Genomic DNA, 21,595 nt, shown 5'->3' on the forward strand with positions numbered 1-21,595 from the left:
CGCCCGCCATCCAGCCCAGGAGGGGTGCTCAGTAGCGGTAGTGGGCGAAGGCCTTGTTGGCCTCAGCCATCTTGTGGGTTTCTTCGCGCTTGCGCACTGCACTGCCGGCTTCGTTGGCGGCGTCCATCAGTTCACCGGCGAGCTTCTGGGCCATGCTGCGGCCATTGCGTGCCCGGGAAAAGTTGACCAGCCAACGCAGGGCCATGGCAGTGCCGCGTTCCTGGCGCACTTCCATTGGCACCTGGTAGGTGGCGCCGCCCACCCGGCGAGCTCGCACCTCCACCAGCGGGGTGGAGTTGCGGACGGCCGTTTCGAACACCTCGAGTGGGTCGCTGCCGGTGCGGTCGTTGATAAGTCCGAATGCGTCGGAGAGAATCCGCTGAGCAGTGGACTTCTTGCCGTGCTTCATCAGGCGCGCCACAACCATTGAGGCCAGGCGGCTGTTGAACTGGGGATCAGGAAGAACTGGGCGCTTCTCAGCGGCGTTACGGCGGGACATAAACCTGTGGGGATCGGCGGTGCGAGGGAGTGGGGATAAAGACGTTCAGGGCCTGGAATCAAGGCCCTGGAATCAGCCTTTGGGGGTCTTGGCGCCGTACTTGGAGCGGCTCTGGCGGCGATCCTTCACACCGGACGTGTCGAGGGTGCCACGAATGATGTGGTACCTGACCCCGGGGAGGTCCTTGACGCGGCCTCCTCGGATCAGCACCACGGAGTGCTCCTGGAGGTTGTGGCCGATCCCGGGGATGTAGGCAGTGACTTCAAAGCCTGATGTGAGACGCACACGGGCCACCTTGCGAAGGGCCGAGTTCGGCTTCTTCGGGGTGGAGGTGTACACACGGGTGCAGACCCCACGGCGCTCTGGGCAGGCGCGCAGAGCCGGGGACTTGGTCTTGCGGGTGAGGTGCTGCCGTTCGGTGCGGATCAGCTGCTGAATCGTGGGCATCGAGGGCCGGAGAATTAGGCCGGACGTCCGACCGTTTCGACAATCCGTCACCTTACTTTGTCGTGGTCCCCCCAGGACCTGTGCGGCTGAAGGCGGCTCCACAGGCGCAGCAGCTCACTCCCTCGCCGGAGCGGATCAGGAAGCCCCCACCGCTGAGATCTCCGCGATAGTCCAGGCTCAGCCCCGCCAGCAGAGGAATCTGGGCGGAAGGCGCATGCAGGGTGATGCCATCGGCCCGGGCCACGGGAACACCGGCGAGATGGCCGGGACGGATCCTGAGCACCCATTGCTCGCATCCCCCCTCCAGCAGGTCGAGGTGCATCAGGCCAGGGGTGCCGGCCACGGCGGCCTGCCGGCCCAGCTCGGCCGCCGCCGCTGAGGACAGGCGCAGGCTCAGACCCTTGGGCATGGGGCGTTCGCGCTCGTTGGCGGCAGAGGCAGGCTCCAGCTTGCCAGGGCTGGAGCCCGCACGGCTCAGCCGCCGGCCCGGTCGCCGGCTCGGTTGCCCTCGGCCCGCCCGCCGCGGGGCACCAGACCGAGGCCGTTATGGATGGAGGCGGCCACTCCCCGGCCCCGCACCGTCTGGGTGTTGCCCACGAACAGTCCGGTGGAGCTGCCGCCATCGAGATTCAGGGCCTCGCGCAGGCCCAGTTGCCGCAGCACAGCGGCCGTCTCGCCCAGGGTCGGCCCGGCGTGATCCACCCCCTGCAGCGTCAGCAACCAGATCTGACGGCCATCGCTGCCGATCACAGTGCGCGGGGCGCCTTGTCCCTGGAAGGCGCTGCTGAAACCTTCGGCCGTGCCGTTGAGGACGACCCGACCGGCTTGAAGCAGCAGGGGACCGCCTCCCATCACATAGGCCTGCTGGCCAACCGGGTCGCTGGATTGGCTGGAGAGCGTCAGTCGGCTGGCCTCGGACCAGGGCGGAATCACACCGGACCTGCCCACCACCAGCGTGTCCTCGTTCCCCAGGGGGATGCCCCCTTGCAGTTGGGCTCCATTGAGCCGCTGCAGCACCACCCCACCCCGGATCAGCACCCCCGATTCATTGCCGCTGAGGGCCTGGTAGCCGCTCCCCCAGTCGGCTGTGTAACGGGCCAGGCCACGCTGCACGTACCCGGTGTTCAGGCTCGTGAGGGGCCAGCGCTGGCCCCTCTCATCGATCAGCTGCTCCTGGAGGACCAGCCGACCGAAGCTGGGCAGGCCGCCCGGCTGCCAGCCGATGGCGCCGCGGTTGAGGATCGGTCCGGAGAGCCAGCGTCCCTCGGCCTTGAGGGCTCCCAGCGGCAGCCGCCGCACCCGGTTGAAGAAGCCGCCATTGATGGCCACCAAGGCCTGCTCCTGCTGGGCCAGGGCCGTCAGAGACGTAAGCCCCTGCATCCCGTCCGGACGGGTGAGCAGCCGCAGATCGAGGGGACTCTGCCGGGGATCGAAGCGGACGCTGCTGATCAGCATCCGCCGTGATCCCACAGGCAGCACCTGGCGATCAAGTTGGACACTGCGATTGAGCAGGGCCTGCAATCGGGGGTCCAGGGGCGGCGCCGCAGGGCTGGCCGCCGTTGTTCCCCCGGCGCTGGACCCCGGCGGGATGGCAAACACCACCCGGTCGGGCCCCCCGAGGGTCAGCACCCGCCCACCGCCGCGCGGGCGCAACAGCAGCCCCTCCCTGCTGGCGCTGACCGCCACGCCAAGGGCCTGCAGTTCAGAGCGCTGGCTGGCGGTGCTCTGCAAGCCCAGCAGGATCTGACCGGACTCCTGGCGGACCACGGCCGCCCCATCGAGATCGAGTACCACCTGGCGATCGGCTCCCGGGGGCGACGCTCTCACCCGAAGCAGCCCGGGCATGGGCATCTCCAGAAGCAGGCGGTCTCCATCGCTCTGGAGTCGGACCCCTGCCGCTTGCAGCAATGGGCTGGCATCCACGGCCACCTCATCGTCGAGGCTGCGCTGCTCGCTGCTGGGCACCAGCTGCTTCCGCCCGAACCACTCCAGATCCAGGCTTCCATCGACCCGGGGACTGCTGGCTACCCCCAGCTGGCCTTGCAGCACCTCAAGCGGCAGCCAGAGCTGGGAGGGGTTGCCCCCCACGGACGGGAGCAACTGCCAGCGTGCGGTCTGCTCCCGTCCGTTGATGACGATCAGGCGGCCCTCCTGGCGGGAAGAGACCGGGCTGCGGGCCGGCAGGCCCTGGACGGTGGCGCCAGCGATGGAAGCGGTCGGTCGGGCCTGGGCCCGGGAAAGGCCGCCGTCGGCCCCCGGCAGCAAGGCCATCACCGTCAGGCTGATCAGCCCAGCAGGAAGGGATCGGCACCGCATCACGATTGGACCCGCATCCGTTGGTGGTGAACGCTAACGCTGAACACACGTCTCTAGGATCCGATTTCTCTTCCGCGCGGAAGTCGCCTTGTTCGAGGCTTCCGCGGTCTACCGACAGGTTGTTGCCGGGCTATGCCTCTTCATCGCCGCTCTGTTTGGCCCCATTGCGACAGTCCGGCACCGACGGAGGTTGCGGGCGAAAAGGATGCATGTGGCGTTGGCTTCCTGGCCCAGCTCAGCGGTGAGCCCAGTCACTGGCTGCTGGAGCAGGCCCTGCGCGGCCTGGGCTGCATGGAGCACCGCGGCGGCTGCGGCGGCGATGGCGATTCCGGCGACGGCGCAGGTGTGCTCTGCGGTATCCCTTGGAGCTATCTGGCAGAGGTCTGGCCCGAATCCGCCCTGGCGGCGGAGGGTCGCCGGGGCCTGGCGATGGTCTTCCTGCCGGTCGATGAGCAGAAACTCCAGGAGGTCAAGCGGTTGTGCGAGCAGGCTGCCGCCCTGGTGGGCCTGCGCAGCCTCGGCTGGCGAGAAGTGCCCGTGGAGCCTTCCGTACTCGGCCCCCTCGCGCTCCAGACGGCCCCGCGCATTCAGCAGTGGCTGGTGGAGGGCCCCGAGTCGGGCGATGCGCTCGAATCCCTGCTGTTCCGCTGCCGCCGCCGGGCCGTCGATCTGGTGAGGGCCACCCCAGGCGTTGATCCCAGCGACCTCTACTTCGCCTCCTTCAGTGGCCGCACCCTCGTTTACAAGGGAATGGTGCGCTCCGAGGTGCTGGCGGCCTTCTACGGCGACCTGCGCGATCGGCGCTTCGCGGTCAGTTTTGCGGTCTACCACCGCCGCTTCAGTACCAACACCCTGCCCCGGTGGCCCCTGGCCCAGCCGATGCGGCTCCTGGGTCACAACGGCGAGATCAACACCCTGCTGGGGAACATCAACTGGGCCCAGGCGGCCGAGTCCCACCTTGATGCGGTCTGGGGTGAGGCCGCCTCCGACCTAAAGCCTGTGGTCAACGCCGCCTTCAGCGATTCGGCCAACCTCGACGCCATGCTCGAGCTGATGGTGCGCAGCGGCCGGCCGATCACCGACAGCCTGCTCACCCTGGTACCGGAAGCGTTTCGACAGCAGCCCGAGCTTGAGGGCCGGCCGGAGATCAAGGCCTTTTATGAGTATTCCGCCTGCCTGCAGGAGCCGTGGGACGGTCCTGCCCTGCTGGTGTTCAGCGACGGCCGCAGTGTGGGCGCCACCCTCGATCGGAACGGACTCCGTCCTGCCCGCTACTGCATCACCAGTGATGGTCTGGTGGTGATGGGTTCGGAAACCGGGGTGGTGGAGATCGAAGAGAGCCGCATCGTCGAAAAGGGCCGCCTCGGCCCCGGCCAGATGCTGGCCGTGGATCTCGAGCAGGGCCGCCTGCTGCACAACTGGGAGGTGAAGGAGGAGGTGGCCTCCCGCTACCCCTACGCCGCCTGGCTGCAGGAACACCATCGCTCGCTGAAGCCCCAGCCCTGGAGCACGGAGCATCAGCTCACCGACCTGGACCTGCTCTCTCACCAGACCGCCTTCGGCTTCACCGCCGAGGATCTGGATCTGGTGATCGACGAGATGGCCGGCCAGGGCAAGGAGCCCACCTATTGCATGGGCGACGACATCCCCCTGGCGGTGCTCTCCGACAAGCCCCACCTTCTCTACGACTACTTCAAGCAGCGCTTCGCCCAGGTCACCAACCCTCCGATCGACCCACTCCGCGAGGAGTTGGTGATGAGCCTGGACATGCACCTGGGGCGGCGTGGATCGGCCCTGCGGCCAGAGCCATCGGCTGCCTCGGTGCTCCACATCGCTACGCCAGTCCTCAACGAGTCCGACCTGGATGCGCTGCCCCACCAGGGCCTGGCCACCACCACCCTCTCCACCCTCTACGGGCTTGAGCAGGGTCCGGCTGGCCTTGAGGCCGCTGTGCAGCGTCTCTGTCAGGCGGCGGAGCAGGCGGTGCGAGACGGAAGTCAGATCCTTGTGCTCTCCGACCGGGTTGCCGGTGGCCTCAGTGCCACCACCACCTTCATCCCGGCGCTGCTGGCGGTGGGTGCGGTCCACCAGCATCTGCTCAGGCTTGGACTGCGCCTGCACTGCTCCCTGGTGATTGACACGGCCCAGTGCTGGAGCACCCACCACCTGGCCTGCCTGATCGGCTTCGGAGCCAGTGCCGTCTGCCCCTGGCTCACCTGGGAAACCACCCGCCACTGGCTGGCCCACCCCAAGACCCGCTCCCTGATGGAGCGAGGCAAGTTGCCGGCGATCGATGCCGCCAAGGCTCAGGCCAACGTGCGCAAGGCCCTGGAAGCTGGCCTGCGCAAGATCCTCTCCAAGATCGGCATCTCTCTGCTCGCCAGCTACCACGGCGCCCAGATCTTCGAGGCGATCGGCATCGGCGCCGATCTGATCGATCTGGCCTTCCGCGGCACCACCAGCCGAGTGGCGGGCCTCAGTCTCCGTGATCTCGCCAACGAAACCCTGGCGTTCCACGCCAAGGCCTTTCCTGAGCTCAACCGCACCAAGCTCGAGTTCATGGGCTTCGTGCAATACCGCTCCGGCGGTGAGTTCCATCTCAACAGCCCTGAGATGGCCAAGGCCCTGCACGCGGCCGTTGCAGCAGGCCCCGGCTACGACCATTTCGCCACTTATCGCACCCTGCTGGAGAACCGTCCTGTCACGGCCCTGCGCGACCTGCTGGAGCTGCGCCCAGCCCCCACCCCACTGCCGATCGAGCAGGTCGAGAGCGTGGAGAGCATCTGCAGCCGGTTCTGCACCGGTGGCATGAGCCTGGGGGCCCTCTCCCGAGAAGCCCACGAGGTGCTGGCGGTGGCGATGAATCGCATCGGCGGCAAGAGCAACAGCGGTGAGGGAGGAGAGGATCCCGCTCGCTACCACCCGCTAACGGATGTCGACGCGGACGGCCGCTCGGCCACCCTGCCGACCCTGCGGGGCCTGGTGCCCGGTGACAGCGCCTGCTCCGCCATCAAGCAGGTGGCCTCGGGGCGTTTCGGAGTCACGCCGGAGTATCTGCGCAGCGGCCAGCAGCTGGAGATCAAGGTGGCCCAGGGGGCCAAGCCAGGTGAAGGCGGCCAGCTGCCCGGTCCCAAGGTGGATGCCTACATCGGCTGGCTGCGCAACAGCAAGCCAGGCGTGGCGCTGATCTCCCCGCCTCCACACCACGACATTTATTCAATTGAAGACCTGGCCCAGCTGATCCACGATCTGCATCAGGTGCATCCCACCGCCAAGGTGTCGGTAAAGCTGGTGGCCGAAATCGGAATCGGCACGATCGCCGCCGGCGTGGCCAAGGCCAATGCCGATGTGATTCAGATCTCCGGCCACGACGGCGGCACCGGTGCGTCGCCACTGAGCTCGATCAAGCACGCCGGCAGCCCCTGGGAACTGGGCCTTTCCGAGGTGCACCGCAGCCTTCTGGCGAACGGTCTGCGCAACCGGGTGCTGCTTCGCGCCGATGGCGGTCTCAAGACCGGCTGGGATGTGCTGATGGCGGCCCTGCTGGGTGCCGAAGAATATGGATTCGGTTCGGTGGCCATGATTGCCGAGGGCTGCATCATGGCCCGGGTCTGCCACACCAATAACTGCCCGGTGGGCGTGGCCACCCAGAAGGAAGCTCTGCGCAAGCGCTTCACCGGTCTGCCTGAGCATGTCGTCAATTTCTTCCACTACGTGGCCGAGGAAGTGCGCCAGCTGCTGAGTGTGCTCGGGGTGGCCCGCCTGGAAGACCTCATCGGTCGCGTCGAGCTGCTCCATCCCCGTGAGGTGGCCCTGGCCAAGACCAGCGCCCTTGATCTCACCTGCCTGCTGGCTCCGCTGCCTGGTCCTGACGACCGCAGCTGGCTGCGCCATGACAGCCAGGCCCACGGCAACGGAGTGATTCTGGAAGATCAGCTCCTGGCAGATCCTGAGGTGCTCTCGGCCATCGATCAGCATGGGTCGGTTGCCCGCCGACTGGCGATCGTGAACACCGATCGAAGTGTGGGGGCCCGCCTGGCCGGCGAGGTGGCTGCCCGCCATGGCAACAAGGGGTTCAAGGGCCTGCTCGATCTCTGCTTCGAGGGTGCCGCAGGCCAGAGTTTCGGTGCCTTCACGCTGCAGGGCATGAACCTGCGCCTGGAGGGGGATGCCAACGACTACGTCGGCAAGGGCATCAACGGTGGCCGCATCACGGTTGTGCCTTCCGCTGCAACCCGTGATCCCGGCAACCAGGTGATCCTGGGCAACACCTGCCTCTACGGCGCCACCGGTGGCGAGCTGTTCGCCCTCGGACGGGCTGGTGAGCGCTTCGCCGTCCGCAACAGCGGCGCGCGCACCGTGGTCGAAGGCTGCGGCGACCACTGCTGTGAATACATGACCGGTGGTGTGGTTGTTGTGCTGGGCAGCACCGGCCGCAACGTGGCTGCGGGCATGACCGGGGGTGTGGCCTTCCTCCTCGACTCGGAGGATGCCCTTAGAGGGCGTCTTAACCCCGAGATCGTCTCGGTTCATTCCCTGGAGACGCCAGAGCAGGAGCAGCTGATCAAACCGCTGCTGGAAGCCCATCTGGAGGTCACCGGCAGCCGCAAAGCTGCCGAGATCCTGGCGAACTGGCCTCAGTGGCGCTCACGCTTCAAGGTGCTGGTGCCCCCCAGTGAAGTGGCCACAGTTGGCCTGCTGGAGCGGGAGAAACTGGCCATGGCCACCTGAGCCTGGCCGTTCGGATTCGGGCGGAGCCGGCGATTCAGCTGCGCTCGAATTCGATCAGCCGCGAGAAGTAGAACGGAGCCTGGTTGAGGCTGCGGCGCTTGGGCTTGAAGCCGGCCTCAGCGGCGGCGGCCACGATGCCGTCCTCCCGCAGGGTGTAGGCCCGGGTGGTCTTGCTCGGCCCCGGGAACAGCTGCCCGATTGATTTGAGCAGGGCCAGCAGCGGGGTGTAGGGAGCAAAACTGACGATCAGCCGCCGCTCGGCCAGTCCGGCCAGGTGACGCACCATCTCCTCGGCCGCGGCCTGGGGGTAGTGAATGAACACGTCCAGACAGACCACCGTGTCGTAGCGGCCCTGGAGGCTCTCCAGATCGGAGGCGCTGAACTGCACCCGATCAAGGCCGATACCGCCGGCCTCCAGACGATGGCGGGCCTCTTCCACCATGGCTTCGGAGAGGTCGCTGGCGGCGATGCTGCCTGCCCCTAGCTGGGCCAGCGGCAGGCTGAGGCTGCCCACGCCGCAGCCGGCATCGCAGAAGCTGCGCTGGGGCAGGTCGCCCTCCTCCTGCAGCCACTCGAGCACCTGATCCACCGTCTTCTGGTGCCCCAGGCGGATGTTGCGCTGCACCTTGTTGACGTCGTCGCTGTCGCTGTAGATCCGCTTCCAGCGCTCGAAGCCCGTGCTGTTGAAGTAGTCGCGCACTTCTGCCTTCTCGGCCAGCTTGGCGCCGGCGTCAGGCGCTGGAGACGTGGCCATGGGTGCGCTTGTACGGGTGGGCGGATCTTAAGGAGCCGCTTCGGACCCACGCCGCCAGCGCAGCTCCCCGTCGGCCCCCGCCCGCCAGCGCAGGGATTCGGCCAGGGGCCTTCCAAGCAGCATCTGGGACGGAGTGCGCCGCTCCCCGAGCACCCGCCGGGGCACAAGGGTGGCGGCGGCGATCGCCCGTCCCGGTTCGCCGCTCCAGCGGGCCAGGCGCGTCACCCCCTCCAGCAGGGGCAGAGTCACGCCCGCCAGGGTGCCGTCCTCCAACCTGCAGCTTCCGTCCTCCACCAGCAGCACCCGTTCATCCCAGCGGTGGCGCCCCTCGGTCAGGCCATAGGGTCCGAGCGCGTCGCTCACCAGCAGCACCTGTTCGGGTGCCAGCCGCTGAAGCAGTACCGCCATCGAGGGGGCCACATGCACCCCGTCTGCGATCAGCCCGAGGGCCACATCGCCGCGCAGCAGCGCAGCCGCCACCGGACCGGGGGCTCGTCGGTGCAGGTCGGCCATGGCATTGAAGACATGGGTGAGCATGCCCACCCCCGCCGCGAAAGCCCGCCCAGCCTCGGCCTCCGTTGCCGCGCTGTGGCCCAGGCTCACCACGATGCCGTGTTGCCGCAGGGCGGCGATCACTGCTTCGGCCCCCTCCAGTTCCGGGGCAAGGGTCACCAGGGCGATCTCCTGCTCATGCCCGCTGATCCGCTCCTGCAGGGCCTCCAGGCTGGGGAGGGCCAGGTGGGCCGCCGGGTGGGCACCGCGACGCGCCTCGGCCAGGAAGGGGCCCTCCAGATGGGCGCCGAGAAGCTGGCAGCGCCCGGGTTGATGCTGGAGGCGGGCCTGGTGCAGCACGGCCAGGGCCTGGCGCAGGGCAGGTACAGCGCAGGTCACCAGGGTGGGGCAGATCGCCTCCACCCCATCGGTCCAGAGCAGCTCCAGCAGCTCCAGCAGCCGCGGCAGGTCGGTCGGCTCCAGTTCGGGGAAGGCCAGTCCCAGTCCTCCGTTGATCTGCAGATCAACCCCCATGGGGCTGATCCAGTCGCCGTCCCAGTCGTCGCCGGCGGCGCAGCTGCCGGGATCGAGTGCCAGCACCCGATCGATCACACCCCGGCTGTCCACCCCGAGACGCCAGCGGCGCTCGGAGCCATGGCTGCAGCGCGACGCCTGGGGCAGGCGGACGTTGCTGATCCAGCGCACGGTCATCAGCTCCGGGGCGAACGGGCGGGAGAATGCCATCCTCGCCGCACGGCCCCCGCCGCTCCCCTTTGACCCTCGAACCCGTCTCCGCTGCCGTTGAGGGAGCCAACCCGCCGACCCCCAGTTCCAGGGATGCTCCCCTCGTGGCCGTGGTGATGGGCAGCGATTCCGACCTGCCGACGATGCAGCCGGCGGTGAAGGTGCTTGAAGACTTCGGGGTGGGCGTGGAGGTGCGGGTGCTCTCGGCTCACCGCACCCCGCGGGAGATGCTGAACTTCGCGGAAGCTGCAGCCAGCCGCGGCCTCAAGGTGATCGTGGCTGGGGCCGGCGGTGCCGCCCACCTGCCGGGGATGGTGGCGGCCCTCACCACCTTGCCGGTGATCGGTGTGCCGGTGGTCAGCAGGACCCTCTCGGGGGTCGATTCGCTTCATTCAATTGTGCAGATGCCGGCCGGGATCCCCGTCGCCACGGTGGCCATCGGCAACGGCACCAACGCCGGGCTGCTCGCGGTCCAGATCCTGGCCACGGCCGATCCGGTCCTGGCCGAGCAGCTCAGGCGGCATCGCCTGGGGCTCCATGACCAGGTCTGCGCCAAGGACGCCCGCCTGGGCGAGCTTGGCAGCAAGGCCTATCTGGCCGCGATGGAGGGCTGAGGAATGGTGGACTCGGGTCCTGCACCAGCTCGTGGACCGGAGCGGCCGGCGGCGGCGGCCGCCTGGACCTGGTGGCTGCTGCTGTTCTTCGCTGGTGCCCTCAGCCGCTGGCTCACTCGCACGGAGCTGGTGCAGGCCTGGGATGCGGGCAACTTCGTGCTCGCTCTCACCGACTTCGAGCTGGATCGCCACCAGCCCCACCTGCCCGGTTGCTTCTGGTGGCTGATCAGCCTTGGACGCCTGAGCCTGCCGCTCACCGGGGGCAATGGGGTGGCGGCCCTGGAGTTGGTGAATGCGCTGGTCTCGGCGGCCGCGCTGCCCTTCGGCTGGATCCTGGCCCGGCGTTGGGGGGGGCAGCGGGCCGCCTGGTGGATGGTGGTGCTGCTGTTCAGCAGTCCCCTGCTCTGGTTTTACGCCAGTCAACCCCTCAGTTATGGCACCGAGCTGGGCTGGGTCACGGCGATCGCCTGCTGCGCCTGGTTCGTGGCCGAGGGGGATCAGCGCTTCCTGCCCCCCCTGGCGCTGCTGATGGCTACCGCCGGTGGCATCCGGCCGAATACCCCCCTGTTCCTGTTGCCCCTGGTGGTGGTGTGCTGCTTCAGGGGTAGCAGCCGAGGCCTGAAGGCCTGGCGGCTGCTGGTGGCTGTGGCACTCGGCCTCGGGGTGCTCGTGTGGTGGGGCCAGGCCTTTCTGGAGGAGGCGGGCGGGCTGGCCATGTTCTGGTCGCAGTTGATGGCCTGGAAGGGGGATCACGCCCAGCAGGCCTCCGACCGCGGGGTGCTGGGCAACGGCTGGTTGATGATCCGCACGGTGGCGCTCACGGCCCCGGCTGGTCTGGCCCTGGCCCTGGCCCTGGCCACCAGCAGGGCAGGGCCGGTCGCGAAGGCCCCTGGACCGCTCCCGCGCCAGGAACGGATCTGGCGGCGCTGGTTCATCGCCCTCTGGGTGGTCCCCTCGGCGTCTTATCTGCTGGCCGTGCACTTCACGCGCATGGGGCACGCCACCACCCTGCTGCCGGCCGTGCTGCTGTTGCTTTCCGCCCGCCTGGCGGAGCGGACAGGTGGGGCCGGGGCGCTGCGCTGGCCGCGGCCCCTGCTGCTGGTGCTCGCCCTGCAATGCGCCCTCTTTTTGCTGATTCCCGGCGATCGCTTTCTGGAGAATCTGCGCTCCTACGATCACGAATGGGGCCTGGCTATCCGCGCGGTGAAGCGCTTCGATCCCGCCACCACCCTGGTGGTGGTGACCGGCCGTTCCAACCGCCGTGCCTATCGCCTGCCCTCGGTGCATCTTCCCGCCTACGACCACGGCGAGGCCGATCTGGTGCTCGACCAACGGGACGAGATCATTGAAGTGCGACCTCCCCTGAAGCGGGTGGTGCTGATCGATCGCGGGCTGTCGGTGCAGCCTGGCGACGTGCCGGGCGGGCGGTTCGAGTCCCTGATTCCTGGAAGGCTGCAGCTGATCGATGTGGCGGTGCCTGCCTCAGGCCTGGAGGTATCCCGCCGGCAGGTGAAGCCTCTGCCCCCAGCCGAGCCGGACCCGGCGGCGGCAGTTCCAGCACCATGATCCGCCCGGCCCCATTCACCACCTGGCAGCGGCTCGGCCTTGTCTTGCCCCTGCTGGTGCTCAATTTCTGGGTGCTGCGTCAGCTGTTGTTGCCGCTCGCTCCCTTCCCAGCGCTGTTTCTCACGGCTGCGCTGATCGCCTTTCTGCTCGATCTCCCCAGCCGCTGGCTGACGGGCCGGGGCCTGCCCAGGCCCCTGGCCCTCGCCCTGGTGCTCGGACTGGCCCTGCTGGTGCTTGTGCTGGTGGCCCTCTGGATCATTCCCCTGCTGGTGGAGCAGCTGGCGGATCTGCTCACGGCCTTGCCGGGTTGGTTCGTGCAGGCGGAAACCCTGCTCAACCAGGCCCAGGACTGGGCCGTGGAGCATGGCCTGCCGGCGGATTTCGGCGATCTCAGCAGTGCCCTGCTCACCCGCTCCACCCGGTACGCCTCGCAGCTCAGCCAGAAGCTGCTGGGACTGCTGGGCGCCACACTCACCCTCACGATCAACAGTGTGATCGTGATCGTGCTGGCCATCTTCCTGCTGCTGGGTGGCGAGTCGACCAGTCGCGGACTGGCCCGTTGGTTGCCGGCCAGCTGGCGGGAGCTGGTGCTGGCCACCGTGAACCGCACCTTCCGCGGTTACTTCGGCGGCCAGGTGATCCTGGCGCTGATTCTGAGCTTGGCCCAGATCATGGTCTTCACCCTGCTGGGGATTCCCTATGGCGTGCTCTTCGCCGTCGCGATCGGGTCCACCACCTTGATCCCCTATGCCAGTGCCTTCACGATCGTGCTGGTAAGCGTGCTGCTGGCCCTGGAGGATCCACGCACTGGTCTGGAGGTGCTGGCTGTGGCGATCGCCGTGGGCCAGGTGGTGGACCAGGTGATCCAGCCCCGGTTGATGGGCAAGATCGTGGGGTTGCAGCCGGCCTGGCTGCTGCTCAGCCTGCCGGTCGGTGCTCGGATCGGCAGCCTGCTGGGTCTCGGCGACCTGCTGGGCCTGCTGCTGGCCGTGCCGGTGGCGAGCTGCCTCAAGGCCTTTCTCGATGAGCTGGCCCGTCGCCTGGGGCTGCCGGAGCCAGAACCTCTCCCCAGTCAGGCGGCCATGGCGCCGGTCTTCAGCCCGCCGCGATCAACCCCTGATGCTCCAGGTAACTGATCACCTGGGCCACGTTCTCCTCCAGCCTGCCGCCGGTGTCTACCCGCAGTTCAGGGGACTCCGGAGCTTCATAGGGGCTGGAGATGCCGGTGAAATCCTTGATCACGCCAGCGCGGGCCTTGGCATAAAGCCCCTTGGGATCCCGCTGCTCGCAGACCGCCAGTTCGGCGGCGCAGTGAATCTCGATGAAATCCCCGGGTTGCACCAGGGAGCGGGCCCGATCGCGGTCGGCCCGGAAGGGCGACACGAAGGCGGTGAGGGTGATCACGCCGGCGTCGAGGAAAAGCTTGGCCACCTCGCCGATGCGCCGGATGTTCTCCTCCCGGTCGGCATCGGAGAACCCCAGGTCGTTGCAGAGGCCATGGCGAACGTTGTCACCATCGAGCAGGTAAGTGGCCAGCCCTCGCTGGAACAGTTCCACGTTCACGGCGTTGGCCAGGGTGCTCTTACCGGCGCCCGAGAGCCCCGTGAACCAGAGGATGGCGCTGCGGTGGCCCCGCTGGCTGGCGCGTGAGTCGCGGTCCACCGCGGCCTCATGCCAGACGATGTTGGTGGCGTTGCTGTCGGTGGGGGAGCTGGTCATCGACGGGGCGGACGTGGCGGGAAGGGTGGGGCGATGCTCTCACCTTCCCGCCACGTCTGGTGGTCGGGGCTGCTCAGCCCCCCGCCTGTCTGGGCCGGAAGCCCTCTGCGGTGAGCGTCTCCAGGCAGATGGCCACCTGATCCCCCTGCAGCTCGATCACGCCGTCTTTGAGGGTGCCGCCGCTGCCGGCTCTGGCCTTCAGACGCTTGAGCAGGGCCCGGGCATCGGCGTCGCTGATCTCCATGCCGGTGATGGCAGTCACGGTCTTGCCGCCCTTCCCCGCCTTGGTGCGCTGCACCCGCACCCGTTGCTGCGGGCGAGGGGTGTCCGCTGCCCCGGCAGCCGCTGGCCGGGCTGTGCTCGCCCCGGCGCTGAATTCCTGCCAGCCTCCCTTGCCCATGGCGTCTGTTGCCGCTTTTCCTTCCATCACAGCGCACCCATGGGCTGATGGATCTGTCGCTGCGGCCCGCTTCCTAGGCTGAAGCATCCCGATCGATCACCGGTGACGAGCACCCTCCCCCCGATCCCGCAGGACTCCGCAGCCCTAACCGGTGCCGCTGCCCTCGAGGAGGGCGCCCGCCCGAATGCGCTCGGGCGCTTCGGGCGTTACGGCGGGCAGTACGTACCGGAGACGCTGATGCCGGCCCTGGCGGAGCTGGAGCAGGCCGCGGCTGAGGCCTGGGCTGATCCCGCCTTCACCAGCAGGCTCGATCACCTGCTCAAAACCTACGTCGGTCGCCCCTCGCCCCTCTACGAGGCCGAGCGGCTCACAGCCCACTACCAGCGCCCCGAGGGTGGCCCCCGCATCTGGCTCAAGCGGGAGGACCTGAACCACACGGGGGCCCACAAGATCAACAACGCTCTGGGTCAGGCGTTGCTGGCCCTGCGCATGGGCAAGAAGCGGATCATCGCTGAAACCGGCGCTGGCCAGCATGGCGTCGCCACCGCCACCGTCTGCGCACGCTTCGGCCTGGAGTGCGTGATCTACATGGGGGCCGAGGACATGCGTCGACAGGCCCTGAACGTGTTCCGCATGCGCCTGCTGGGTGCCACTGTGCAGCCGGTCACCGCCGGTACCGCCACTCTCAAGGACGCCACCAGCGAAGCCATCCGCGACTGGGTCACAAACGTGGAGAGCACTCACTACATCCTGGGGTCAGTGGCCGGGCCCCACCCCTACCCGATGCTGGTGCGGGATTTTCACGCGGTGATCGGCGAGGAAACCAAGGTCCAGTGCCAGGCGGCTTTCGGCCGTCTGCCCGATGTTCTGCTTGCCTGCGTGGGCGGTGGCTCCAACGCCATGGGCCTCTTCCACCCCTTCGTCACCGACACCTCCGTCCGTCTGATCGGCGTGGAGGCTGCCGGCGAAGGGGTGGCGACGGGCCGTCATGCCGCCACGATCACCGAAGGCCGCGTCGGGGTGCTGCACGGTGCCATGAGCCTGCTGCTGCAGGACGAGCAGGGGCAGGTCCAGGAGGCCCACTCGATCAGCGCCGGTCTCGACTACCCGGGGGTGGGCCCCGAGCACAGCTACCTGCAGGAGTTGGGCCGGGCCGAATATGCCGCCGTGACCGACCGGGAGGCCCTAGATGCGCTGCAACGGGTCAGTCTGCTCGAGGGCATCATCCCGGCCCTGGAAACGGCCCATGCCTTCGCCTGGCTGGAGCAACTCTGCCCCACCCTGGCGCCTGGCACCGAGCTGGTGATCAACCTCTCCGGCCGCGGCGACAAGGACGTGAACACCGTGGCCGACCAGCTGGGAGACCGGTTGGCGGGCGGCTGACCCACCGGCTCAGTCCGGAGGTTCCTGGGACTGCTCCCAGGGGAAGCGGGGCAGCTTCTGCATGGCCTGGCGCTGGGTTTCGATCCAGATCCTGTTGATCTCGGCGATCTCGCGGGCGCCCCGCTCCAGCCGCTGGTGGTGCGCCACCACCAGGCTGTCGCGGGGGTAGAGAGCCACCTCGAAGGGAGGCCCCACGGTGAGGTTGGAGCGGCGGGTAATCACCTGCGACACCAGGCAGAGCCGGGCTGCGTCTTCCAGCGACATCCGGCAGTGCCCCACCGCATCGAGGGGGGGTTTGCCGTACTTGCTCTCCCCGATCTGCAGGAAGGGCGTTTCCGGCGTGGCCATGATCGTGTTGCCCTGGGGGTAGATCAGGTACAGGCCATGGGGTTGGCCGGCGATCTGACCGCCGAGGATGAAGCTGGCTTCACCGCTGGCGCCTACCTGGTGCAGCGCCGAGTGATTGTCGTTCTGCACTTTCACGCTCAGCCGGCCGATGTAGGCGGCCACCTCGAACAGGTAGTTGGCACTGAGTAGGTCGTGCTGTCTGGGGGGCACGCCGGAACCCCCCTGACTGGCCAACGGCCGCCCCGCCAGGCCCGGACCATCGCGCCGGGCCTGGTTGAGGTCGCGCTTGATGTGGTTGATCACGGCCTGGGTGGTGGCCAGGTTGCCGGCGGCCAGAAGCATGAACAGCCTGTCGGGAGCCGGCTCGAAGGTGTACAGCTTTCTGTACGACGAGATGTAGTCGACCCCGGCGTTGGTGCGGGAATCGGAGGCCATCACCAGACCGGCCTCCAACCAGAACCCCACGCAATAGGTCATTCAGTTGGGGCCTCAGCTGAGCAGACGTTGCAGGCTAGTGGCCACGGAGCGCACCGCTGAGATCGCCGTGGCATAGGCCATGCGCATCGGTCCAAGCAGGGCCACCTGGCCCTCGCTGCCGTCCCCGCTCCGATAGGTGGCTCGTACCACGGCGCACTGGCGCAGGGCCGGGTGGGGATGCTCCGCTCCGATCCAGATTCCCTCCGGATCCTGCTGCTGGGCCGGTTGGAGCAGTCGCAGAGGCTCCTCCTCCACCAGTTGCAGCAATGGTCTGAGATCAGCGCTGCGGCTGAATTCGGGCTGGGCCAGCAGTCCGCCCATGCCCACGACCACGGCGCCATCGCCATCGCTGCTTCGGGCCTGACGGTGGCTGCGCAGAGCCTGGCGCAGCACGCCGCCGCTGCTGCGAAGCTGGGAGGGGAGGCGCTCCCAGCGGATCAGGCCCCCGGGGGGGCGATCGAGTTCCGTCTGCAGCCACCCTTCCAGGGCAGGCAGCTCAAGGCCGCTTCCTGGGGGGAGCCACAGGTTGAGGCTGCTGGCCACCAGAGCGTTCTGCACCAGCAGCACCAGCAGCCGCTCGCCGTTGGGCACCAGCCGGATCGCCTGCAAGCGTGATTCAGCCCGTTGGGGACGGGTGATCAGGCTCATCAGACCGGTGAGATCCGCCAGGCGACGGGCCAGATGCAGCAGCAGATCATCCAGGGCCGCCCACTGCAGGCTCAGGCCCAGCATTTCCCGTTGCAGCTGCACCGCCCCGGCACCAGGGGCCGGCAGGAGAGCATCCACGTAGAGGCGATAGCCCTGCTGGCTGGGGATGCGGCCGGCTGACGTGTGTGGCTGCAGCAGCAGGCCCCGTTGTTCAAGGGCTCCCATGGTGGATCGCACCGTGGCTGCGCTGGCGGGCAATCCGAAGCGGCGGATCAGGGTGCGGCTGCCCACCGGCTCCATGGTGTCGACGTAGTGATGCACCGTGGCCTGCAGCACCTGCTGTTGGCGGTGGGGCAGGGCGATCACATGCGAGCTGGCGGAACGTCTGGAGCTGATCGTAGGGAATGATTCCTCATGTCATAGACAGTTTGTTGCGGCCACGCCAGGAACCGGCTCTGCAGATCAGCCCTCAGTAGCGCGGCACCTAGTAGCGCGGCACCGAGGGATCCACCTCCACGCTCCAGGCGTCGATCCCCCCCTGCAGGTTGAGCACGTCGTCATAACCCTGGGCCTCCATCAACCAGCAGGCGAACTGCCAGCTGCGGATTCCGGCATGACAGAGCACCACCACCGTCTGGTCCCGCCCGATCAGGCTCTCGATGCGCTCCACCCACTCGGCTGAGCGGCTCAGCGGCAGATGCAGCACCGGCTCTGGCAGCGAGGCCATTTCCAGTTCAGCGGGTTCGCGCACGTCCACCAGCTGCAGCGGTTCCCCGTCGATCAGCCGTTGCTGGAGTGCGCTGGCGCGGATGGCCCTGGGGGTCGGGGTAGTCATGGCATCCATGGTGGCGGGATCGGCTCAGCACTGGGTCCTGGGGACCTGGGGCTGTCAGCGGGCGTGGTCATGGATGAAGATGACAGGACCCCTGCGTGCGGCGCATGAAGGCCCGCCCCTTCCTGGCGGCTGTGCTGACGGCAGCCCTGCTCCTGCTCTCCCTGGGGGGAGGCTTCTGGTGGCTGGCTCTCCGTCAGAGTCCCCTGCACCTGGAGCAGCAGCCGCTGCACCTGCCCCTGGCGGCCCGCTTCGTGCCGCGGAGTGCGCTGCTCAGTCTTCACCTGCTGGTCAAACCCGACGACCTGGTGGCCTACGCCAGGGCCGTGGCCCCGCCGCCCCAGCGACGGGAAGCGGCCGAGCTGATGACGAACCTGCGCGATGGCGCCTTTGCCACGGCCGGCCTGGCGTACACCAGTGAGCTCGCCGGATGGCTGGGCCCTGACACCACCCTGGCGGTGATCGCTCCTGAGGGGAGCGGTGGTCCCAGCGGCTGGTTGCTGGCTCTCGGGTGCCGCGAACCTGAGGGCGCCCGCCTCTTTCTGCAGCGCTTCTGGCAATCCCGCAGCCTTGCAGGCACTGCCCTGCAGATCAGCAGTTACCGGGGCATGGGGCTGATCAGTGGACGCGGCGCCCTGGCTGGTGAGTCCAGCCAGCCCCTGGCCACGGCCCTGATCGACGACCAGCTGGTGTTGATCGCCTCTGGCCGCGGTGTGCTGGAGCAGGCCCTCGACGTCTCCCAGATCGAGGAACTCAACCAGGCAGGACAACACTCGCTCCAGGCCGCCGTAGGTCGGCTGGAGAAGGGAGTGGCCCTGCTCACCGCCCGCCCGCAGGCCTTCAGCGACTGGCTCGATCTACCCACCACCCTGAAGGGGGCTGAGGGGGTGGGTGACTTGGTGGTGACCCTGATACCCGACGGCCGGAGTCTGCAGCTCCAGGCGCTGCTGCCTGTGCGCCAGCAATTGCAGCAGCTGCAGCTGGATCCGCTGCCCGACTTGCCTGCCCAGCTACGCGGGCCAGTGGCCAGCCTGGCCCTGATCCAGGATCCGGCCTCCCTGCTGGCGGAGCCTGGCGAGCAGGCCAGCTCTGACCTCTGGAATGACCTGGTGGGCCCGCTGCTGCGCCAGGCTCTCGCTCAGCTGAATGGGCCGCTGCCATCGCTGGTGGCGGCCGCCAACCATGGACCCTTGCTGGGCCTGCGCCGGGAGGGGGGCTGGATGCTCGCCACCGCCGCTTCCCCCCTGGCCACCGAGCAGCTGAGCCCTCCCCTGCTCCAGCAGGGCTACAGCCCAGCACCCCTGAGCCGTGCTGGCCAGACCCTTCAGGTCTGGAGCCGCCTGGAGGCCCGCTCCGGCAAGGGCGATCCCGACCGCCTGCAGGCCACGCTGGCCGGTGCCCGCTTGGATCAGGGCGAGACGTCCTGGTGGAGCGAGGGCCTGGCGGCCCTCGACGATCAGCTGCAGGGCCGCCAGCCCCCCCCCCGGGAGCGAATCGAGCAACTGCAGGCCCTGGGCAGCCGGGGTGCTCCTCTGCAGGCGGCCCTGGCCGCTGGGCCCGCACAGGCCCTGCTGGCGCCTTGGCACCCATGGCAACTGGTCTCCAGCCTGGTGGGCCGTCCCCTGCTGGTCGGCGTGCAGGGCCTGGCCTTCAGCCTGGCGATCGAGCCGCCCTTGCCGGAGGATTCGCCGCCGCCGCTTGGCCCGTCTTCGCTGCTCGCCCTGCGGGCACGCCTGGAGCTGGGTTGACCATGGCCACCGTTTCCCTGCTGTTGCTGCGCCATGGCATTGCCGAGGAGCGCCAGGAGCCTGGTCCTGGTGTGCGGCCCGATCGTGAGCGCCCGCTGACGGAGCGGGGGCGCCAGCGGACTGCCGCGGTGGTGCGGCGGTTGCTTGAGCTGGATCTGCATTGCGATCAGCTGTTGAGCAGTCCGCTGGTGCGGGCGCTCCAGACAGCCCAGATCGCCCGGGAGGAGGGCCTCTGCGCTGCGTTGGCGATCGCTGCGGAACTCTCTCCCGACGCCGACCCGATCCCTCTGCTGGGGGAGTGGCTGGCGGTGGATGGTCCCCTGGCCGCTGGTGGCCGCCTTGGGCTGGTGGGCCATGAGCCCGACCTCAGTGCCCTGGCCGCCCGCCTCTGCGGCGCTCCTCCCGGGGCCTTTTGCCTGAAGAAGGCCGGAGTGGCGTTGCTCGAGCTGCCTGCCCCCCGCAGCGTTGGCGAACAGCCCCTTATGGGCAGCGCCTGCCTGCGCCTTCTGCTCAGCCCCGCATGCCTCATCTGAGGGGTGGTCAGCAGGGCTACGGCAGGGGGCGGAGCCTCGGCCTAGCTTCGGATCTGAAGCCGGGATGATGCGGATGGTGGTGGATGCAAACCGGGTTGCGGCAGAAGCGGCACCCGTCTTCCGTCCTGGGCTGGAGGGTGTGCCGGCAACCCAGTCGGCCATCTGTGACATTGACGGCCTCCAGGGTCTGCTCACCTACCGCGGCTATCCCCTGGAGGAACTGGCGGCCCACAGCACCTTCCTAGAAACCACCCACCTGCTGATCTGGGGTGAGCTGCCCACCGTCGAGCGCCTGCGGGCCTTCGAACACGACGTGCAGATGCACCGGAGGGTGAGCTTCCGCATCCGGGACATGATGAAGTGCTTCCCGGCCAACGGGCACCCCATGGACGCGCTGCAGTCGAGCGCGGCCTCTCTGGGGCTGTTCTATTCCCGCCGTGCTCTGGATGATCCCGGTTACATCGAGGCGGCCGTGGTGCGCCTGATCGCCAAGATCCCCACGATGGTGGCCGCCTTCCAGCTGATCCGTCTGGGCCAGGATCCGATCCAGCCCCGCGATGATCTCGCCTATGCGGCCAATTTTCTCTACATGCTCACCGAGCGGGAGCCCGACCCGCTGGCGGCCCGCATCTTCGATGCCTGCCTGATCCTGCACGCCGAACACAGCCTCAACGCCAGCACCTTCAGTGCCCGCGTCACTGCCAGCACCCTCACCGATCCCTACGCCGTTGTGGCCTCTGCCGTCGGCACCCTGGCCGGCCCTCTGCACGGCGGTGCCAACGAAGACGTTCTGGCCATGCTCGAGCAGATCGGCAGTGAGGACCGGGCCGAAGCCTGGCTGGATAGGGCCATTGCCGAGAAGCAGAAGATCATGGGTTTCGGGCACCGTGAGTACAAGGTCAAGGACCCCCGGGCCGTGATTCTCCAGGGGTTGGCTGAGCAGCTGTTCGACCGCTTTGGGCACGACGCCATGTACGACGTGGCCAGGCGGCTCGAGGAGGTGGCCTCCGAGCGCCTTGGCCCCAAGGGCATCTACCCCAACGTTGACTTCTACTCAGGGCTGGTGTACCGCAAGCTGGGCATCCCCAGGGATCTGTTCACGCCGATCTTCGCGATCGCCCGGGTGGCTGGCTGGCTGGCTCACTGGAAGGAGCAGCTGGGGGCCAACCGCATTTACAGACCCACGCAGATCTATACCGGTTCCGAGCTCAGGAGTTGGTTGCCTCAGGATGCCCGCAATGCCCTGCCTGCCGTTTAAGTTGCCCCCATCTCAGCTTGAAGCGGAGTTGTCACGGTGTTGATCGACCCGGCACCAGTCCCCTTGATCACCAGCTGGCCCGCACT

General features: G+C 68.2%; 19 protein-coding genes. 8 read left to right on the forward strand and 11 right to left on the reverse strand.

Going from position 1 to position 21,595, the window contains the following annotated elements:
• Nucleotides 1-28 precede the first annotated feature (28 nt).
• The 4 genes from rpsG to KBY93_RS07935 form a co-directional block, all read right to left on the reverse strand.
• The gene (gene rpsG, locus KBY93_RS07920; protein ID WP_094555908.1) at nucleotides 29-499 is read right to left on the reverse strand and encodes a 30S ribosomal protein S7; all 471 of its coding nucleotides are present in this window, start codon (nucleotides 497-499) and stop codon (nucleotides 29-31) included.
• Between the two features lie 72 nt (nucleotides 500-571).
• The gene (gene rpsL / locus KBY93_RS07925; RefSeq protein WP_094555907.1) at nucleotides 572-946 is read right to left on the reverse strand and encodes a 30S ribosomal protein S12; all 375 of its coding nucleotides are present in this window, start codon (nucleotides 944-946) and stop codon (nucleotides 572-574) included.
• Between the two features lie 52 nt (nucleotides 947-998).
• On the reverse strand, nucleotides 999-1,355 hold the full coding sequence (locus KBY93_RS07930; RefSeq protein WP_255093760.1) for an AIR synthase: 357 nt from the start codon (nucleotides 1,353-1,355) through the stop codon (nucleotides 999-1,001).
• 65 nt (nucleotides 1,356-1,420) lie between these two features.
• Nucleotides 1,421-3,217, reverse strand: coding sequence for a phosphodiester glycosidase family protein (locus KBY93_RS07935; protein WP_255093761.1), 1,797 nt, complete (start codon nucleotides 3,215-3,217; stop codon nucleotides 1,421-1,423).
• 177 nt (nucleotides 3,218-3,394) lie between these two features.
• Here KBY93_RS07935 and gltB point away from each other — a divergent pair, with 177 nt between their 5' ends.
• Nucleotides 3,395-7,993 (forward strand): glutamate synthase large subunit, encoded by a 4,599-nt coding sequence (gene gltB, locus KBY93_RS07940; RefSeq protein ID WP_255093762.1) that lies wholly within the window; start codon nucleotides 3,395-3,397, stop codon nucleotides 7,991-7,993.
• A 34-nt stretch (nucleotides 7,994-8,027) separates the two neighbouring features.
• Here gltB and bchM read toward each other — a convergent pair whose 3' ends face one another.
• Together bchM and KBY93_RS07950 are read right to left on the reverse strand one after the other, a co-directional pair.
• Entirely contained in the window at nucleotides 8,028-8,747 is a 720-nt protein-coding gene (gene bchM, locus KBY93_RS07945; protein ID WP_255093763.1) for a magnesium protoporphyrin IX methyltransferase, read from the reverse strand.
• A 27-nt stretch (nucleotides 8,748-8,774) separates the two neighbouring features.
• Nucleotides 8,775-9,983, reverse strand: coding sequence for an N-acetylglucosamine-6-phosphate deacetylase (locus KBY93_RS07950; protein ID WP_255093764.1), 1,209 nt, complete (start codon nucleotides 9,981-9,983; stop codon nucleotides 8,775-8,777).
• 116 nt (nucleotides 9,984-10,099) lie between these two features.
• Here KBY93_RS07950 and purE point away from each other — a divergent pair, with 116 nt between their 5' ends.
• Genes purE through KBY93_RS07965 form a run of 3 tightly spaced genes read left to right on the forward strand, consistent with a single transcriptional unit; the run spans nucleotide 10,100 to nucleotide 13,299 of the window.
• Entirely contained in the window at nucleotides 10,100-10,597 is a 498-nt protein-coding gene (gene purE, locus KBY93_RS07955) for a 5-(carboxyamino)imidazole ribonucleotide mutase (RefSeq protein ID WP_255093801.1), read from the forward strand.
• Between the two features lie 3 nt (nucleotides 10,598-10,600).
• A complete protein-coding gene (locus tag KBY93_RS07960) occupies nucleotides 10,601-12,163 on the forward strand; it encodes a glycosyltransferase family 39 protein (RefSeq protein ID WP_255093765.1) in 1,563 nt (520 codons plus the stop codon).
• Nucleotides 12,160-13,299: an AI-2E family transporter gene (locus tag KBY93_RS07965; protein WP_255093766.1), complete on the forward strand. Its 1,140-nt coding sequence runs from the start codon at nucleotides 12,160-12,162 to the stop codon at nucleotides 13,297-13,299. The genes KBY93_RS07960 and KBY93_RS07965 overlap by 4 nt, the downstream gene beginning before the upstream one ends.
• Here KBY93_RS07965 and cysC read toward each other — a convergent pair.
• A complete protein-coding gene (cysC, locus tag KBY93_RS07970; protein WP_255093767.1) occupies nucleotides 13,259-13,882 on the reverse strand; it encodes an adenylyl-sulfate kinase in 624 nt (207 codons plus the stop codon). The genes KBY93_RS07965 and cysC overlap by 41 nt on opposite strands.
• 73 nt (nucleotides 13,883-13,955) lie before the next feature.
• Nucleotides 13,956-14,282 carry a translation initiation factor gene (locus tag KBY93_RS07975; RefSeq protein ID WP_255093802.1) on the reverse strand — a complete coding sequence of 109 codons (327 nt, stop codon included), beginning with the start codon at nucleotides 14,280-14,282 and terminating at the stop codon, nucleotides 13,956-13,958.
• Nucleotides 14,283-14,384: 102 nt separating this feature from the next.
• Between KBY93_RS07975 and trpB the strand changes: the two genes are divergently transcribed.
• The gene (gene trpB, locus KBY93_RS07980; protein ID WP_094555897.1) at nucleotides 14,385-15,665 is read left to right on the forward strand and encodes a tryptophan synthase subunit beta; all 1,281 of its coding nucleotides are present in this window, start codon (nucleotides 14,385-14,387) and stop codon (nucleotides 15,663-15,665) included.
• Between the two features lie 9 nt (nucleotides 15,666-15,674).
• Here trpB and KBY93_RS07985 read toward each other — a convergent pair whose 3' ends face one another.
• From KBY93_RS07985 to KBY93_RS07995, 3 genes are all read right to left on the reverse strand, one after another.
• On the reverse strand, nucleotides 15,675-16,490 hold the full coding sequence (locus KBY93_RS07985) for a 20S proteasome subunit A/B (protein WP_094555896.1): 816 nt from the start codon (nucleotides 16,488-16,490) through the stop codon (nucleotides 15,675-15,677).
• A gap of 12 nt (nucleotides 16,491-16,502) precedes the next feature.
• Nucleotides 16,503-17,504 (reverse strand): heat-inducible transcriptional repressor HrcA, encoded by a 1,002-nt coding sequence (locus KBY93_RS07990; protein ID WP_255093768.1) that lies wholly within the window; start codon nucleotides 17,502-17,504, stop codon nucleotides 16,503-16,505.
• 118 nt (nucleotides 17,505-17,622) lie between these two features.
• Nucleotides 17,623-17,973 carry a rhodanese-like domain-containing protein gene (locus KBY93_RS07995; protein ID WP_255093769.1) on the reverse strand — a complete coding sequence of 117 codons (351 nt, stop codon included), beginning with the start codon at nucleotides 17,971-17,973 and terminating at the stop codon, nucleotides 17,623-17,625.
• A 104-nt stretch (nucleotides 17,974-18,077) separates the two neighbouring features.
• Here KBY93_RS07995 and KBY93_RS08000 point away from each other — a divergent pair, with 104 nt between their 5' ends.
• From KBY93_RS08000 to KBY93_RS08010, 3 genes are all read left to right on the forward strand, one after another.
• A complete protein-coding gene (locus KBY93_RS08000) occupies nucleotides 18,078-19,718 on the forward strand; it encodes a DUF3352 domain-containing protein (protein ID WP_255093770.1) in 1,641 nt (546 codons plus the stop codon).
• 2 nt (nucleotides 19,719-19,720) lie between these two features.
• Nucleotides 19,721-20,251, forward strand: a complete 531-nt coding sequence (locus KBY93_RS08005) for a histidine phosphatase family protein (protein ID WP_255093771.1) — start codon at nucleotides 19,721-19,723, stop codon at nucleotides 20,249-20,251.
• A gap of 67 nt (nucleotides 20,252-20,318) precedes the next feature.
• Nucleotides 20,319-21,509: a citrate synthase gene (locus KBY93_RS08010; protein ID WP_255093803.1), complete on the forward strand. Its 1,191-nt coding sequence runs from the start codon at nucleotides 20,319-20,321 to the stop codon at nucleotides 21,507-21,509.
• The last annotated feature ends 86 nt before the right edge of the window (nucleotides 21,510-21,595 follow it).

Origin of the sequence: Synechococcus sp. J7-Johnson (genome assembly GCF_024345795.1) — a bacterium.
Lineage (GTDB): Bacteria > Cyanobacteriota > Cyanobacteriia > PCC-6307 > Cyanobiaceae > Regnicoccus_A.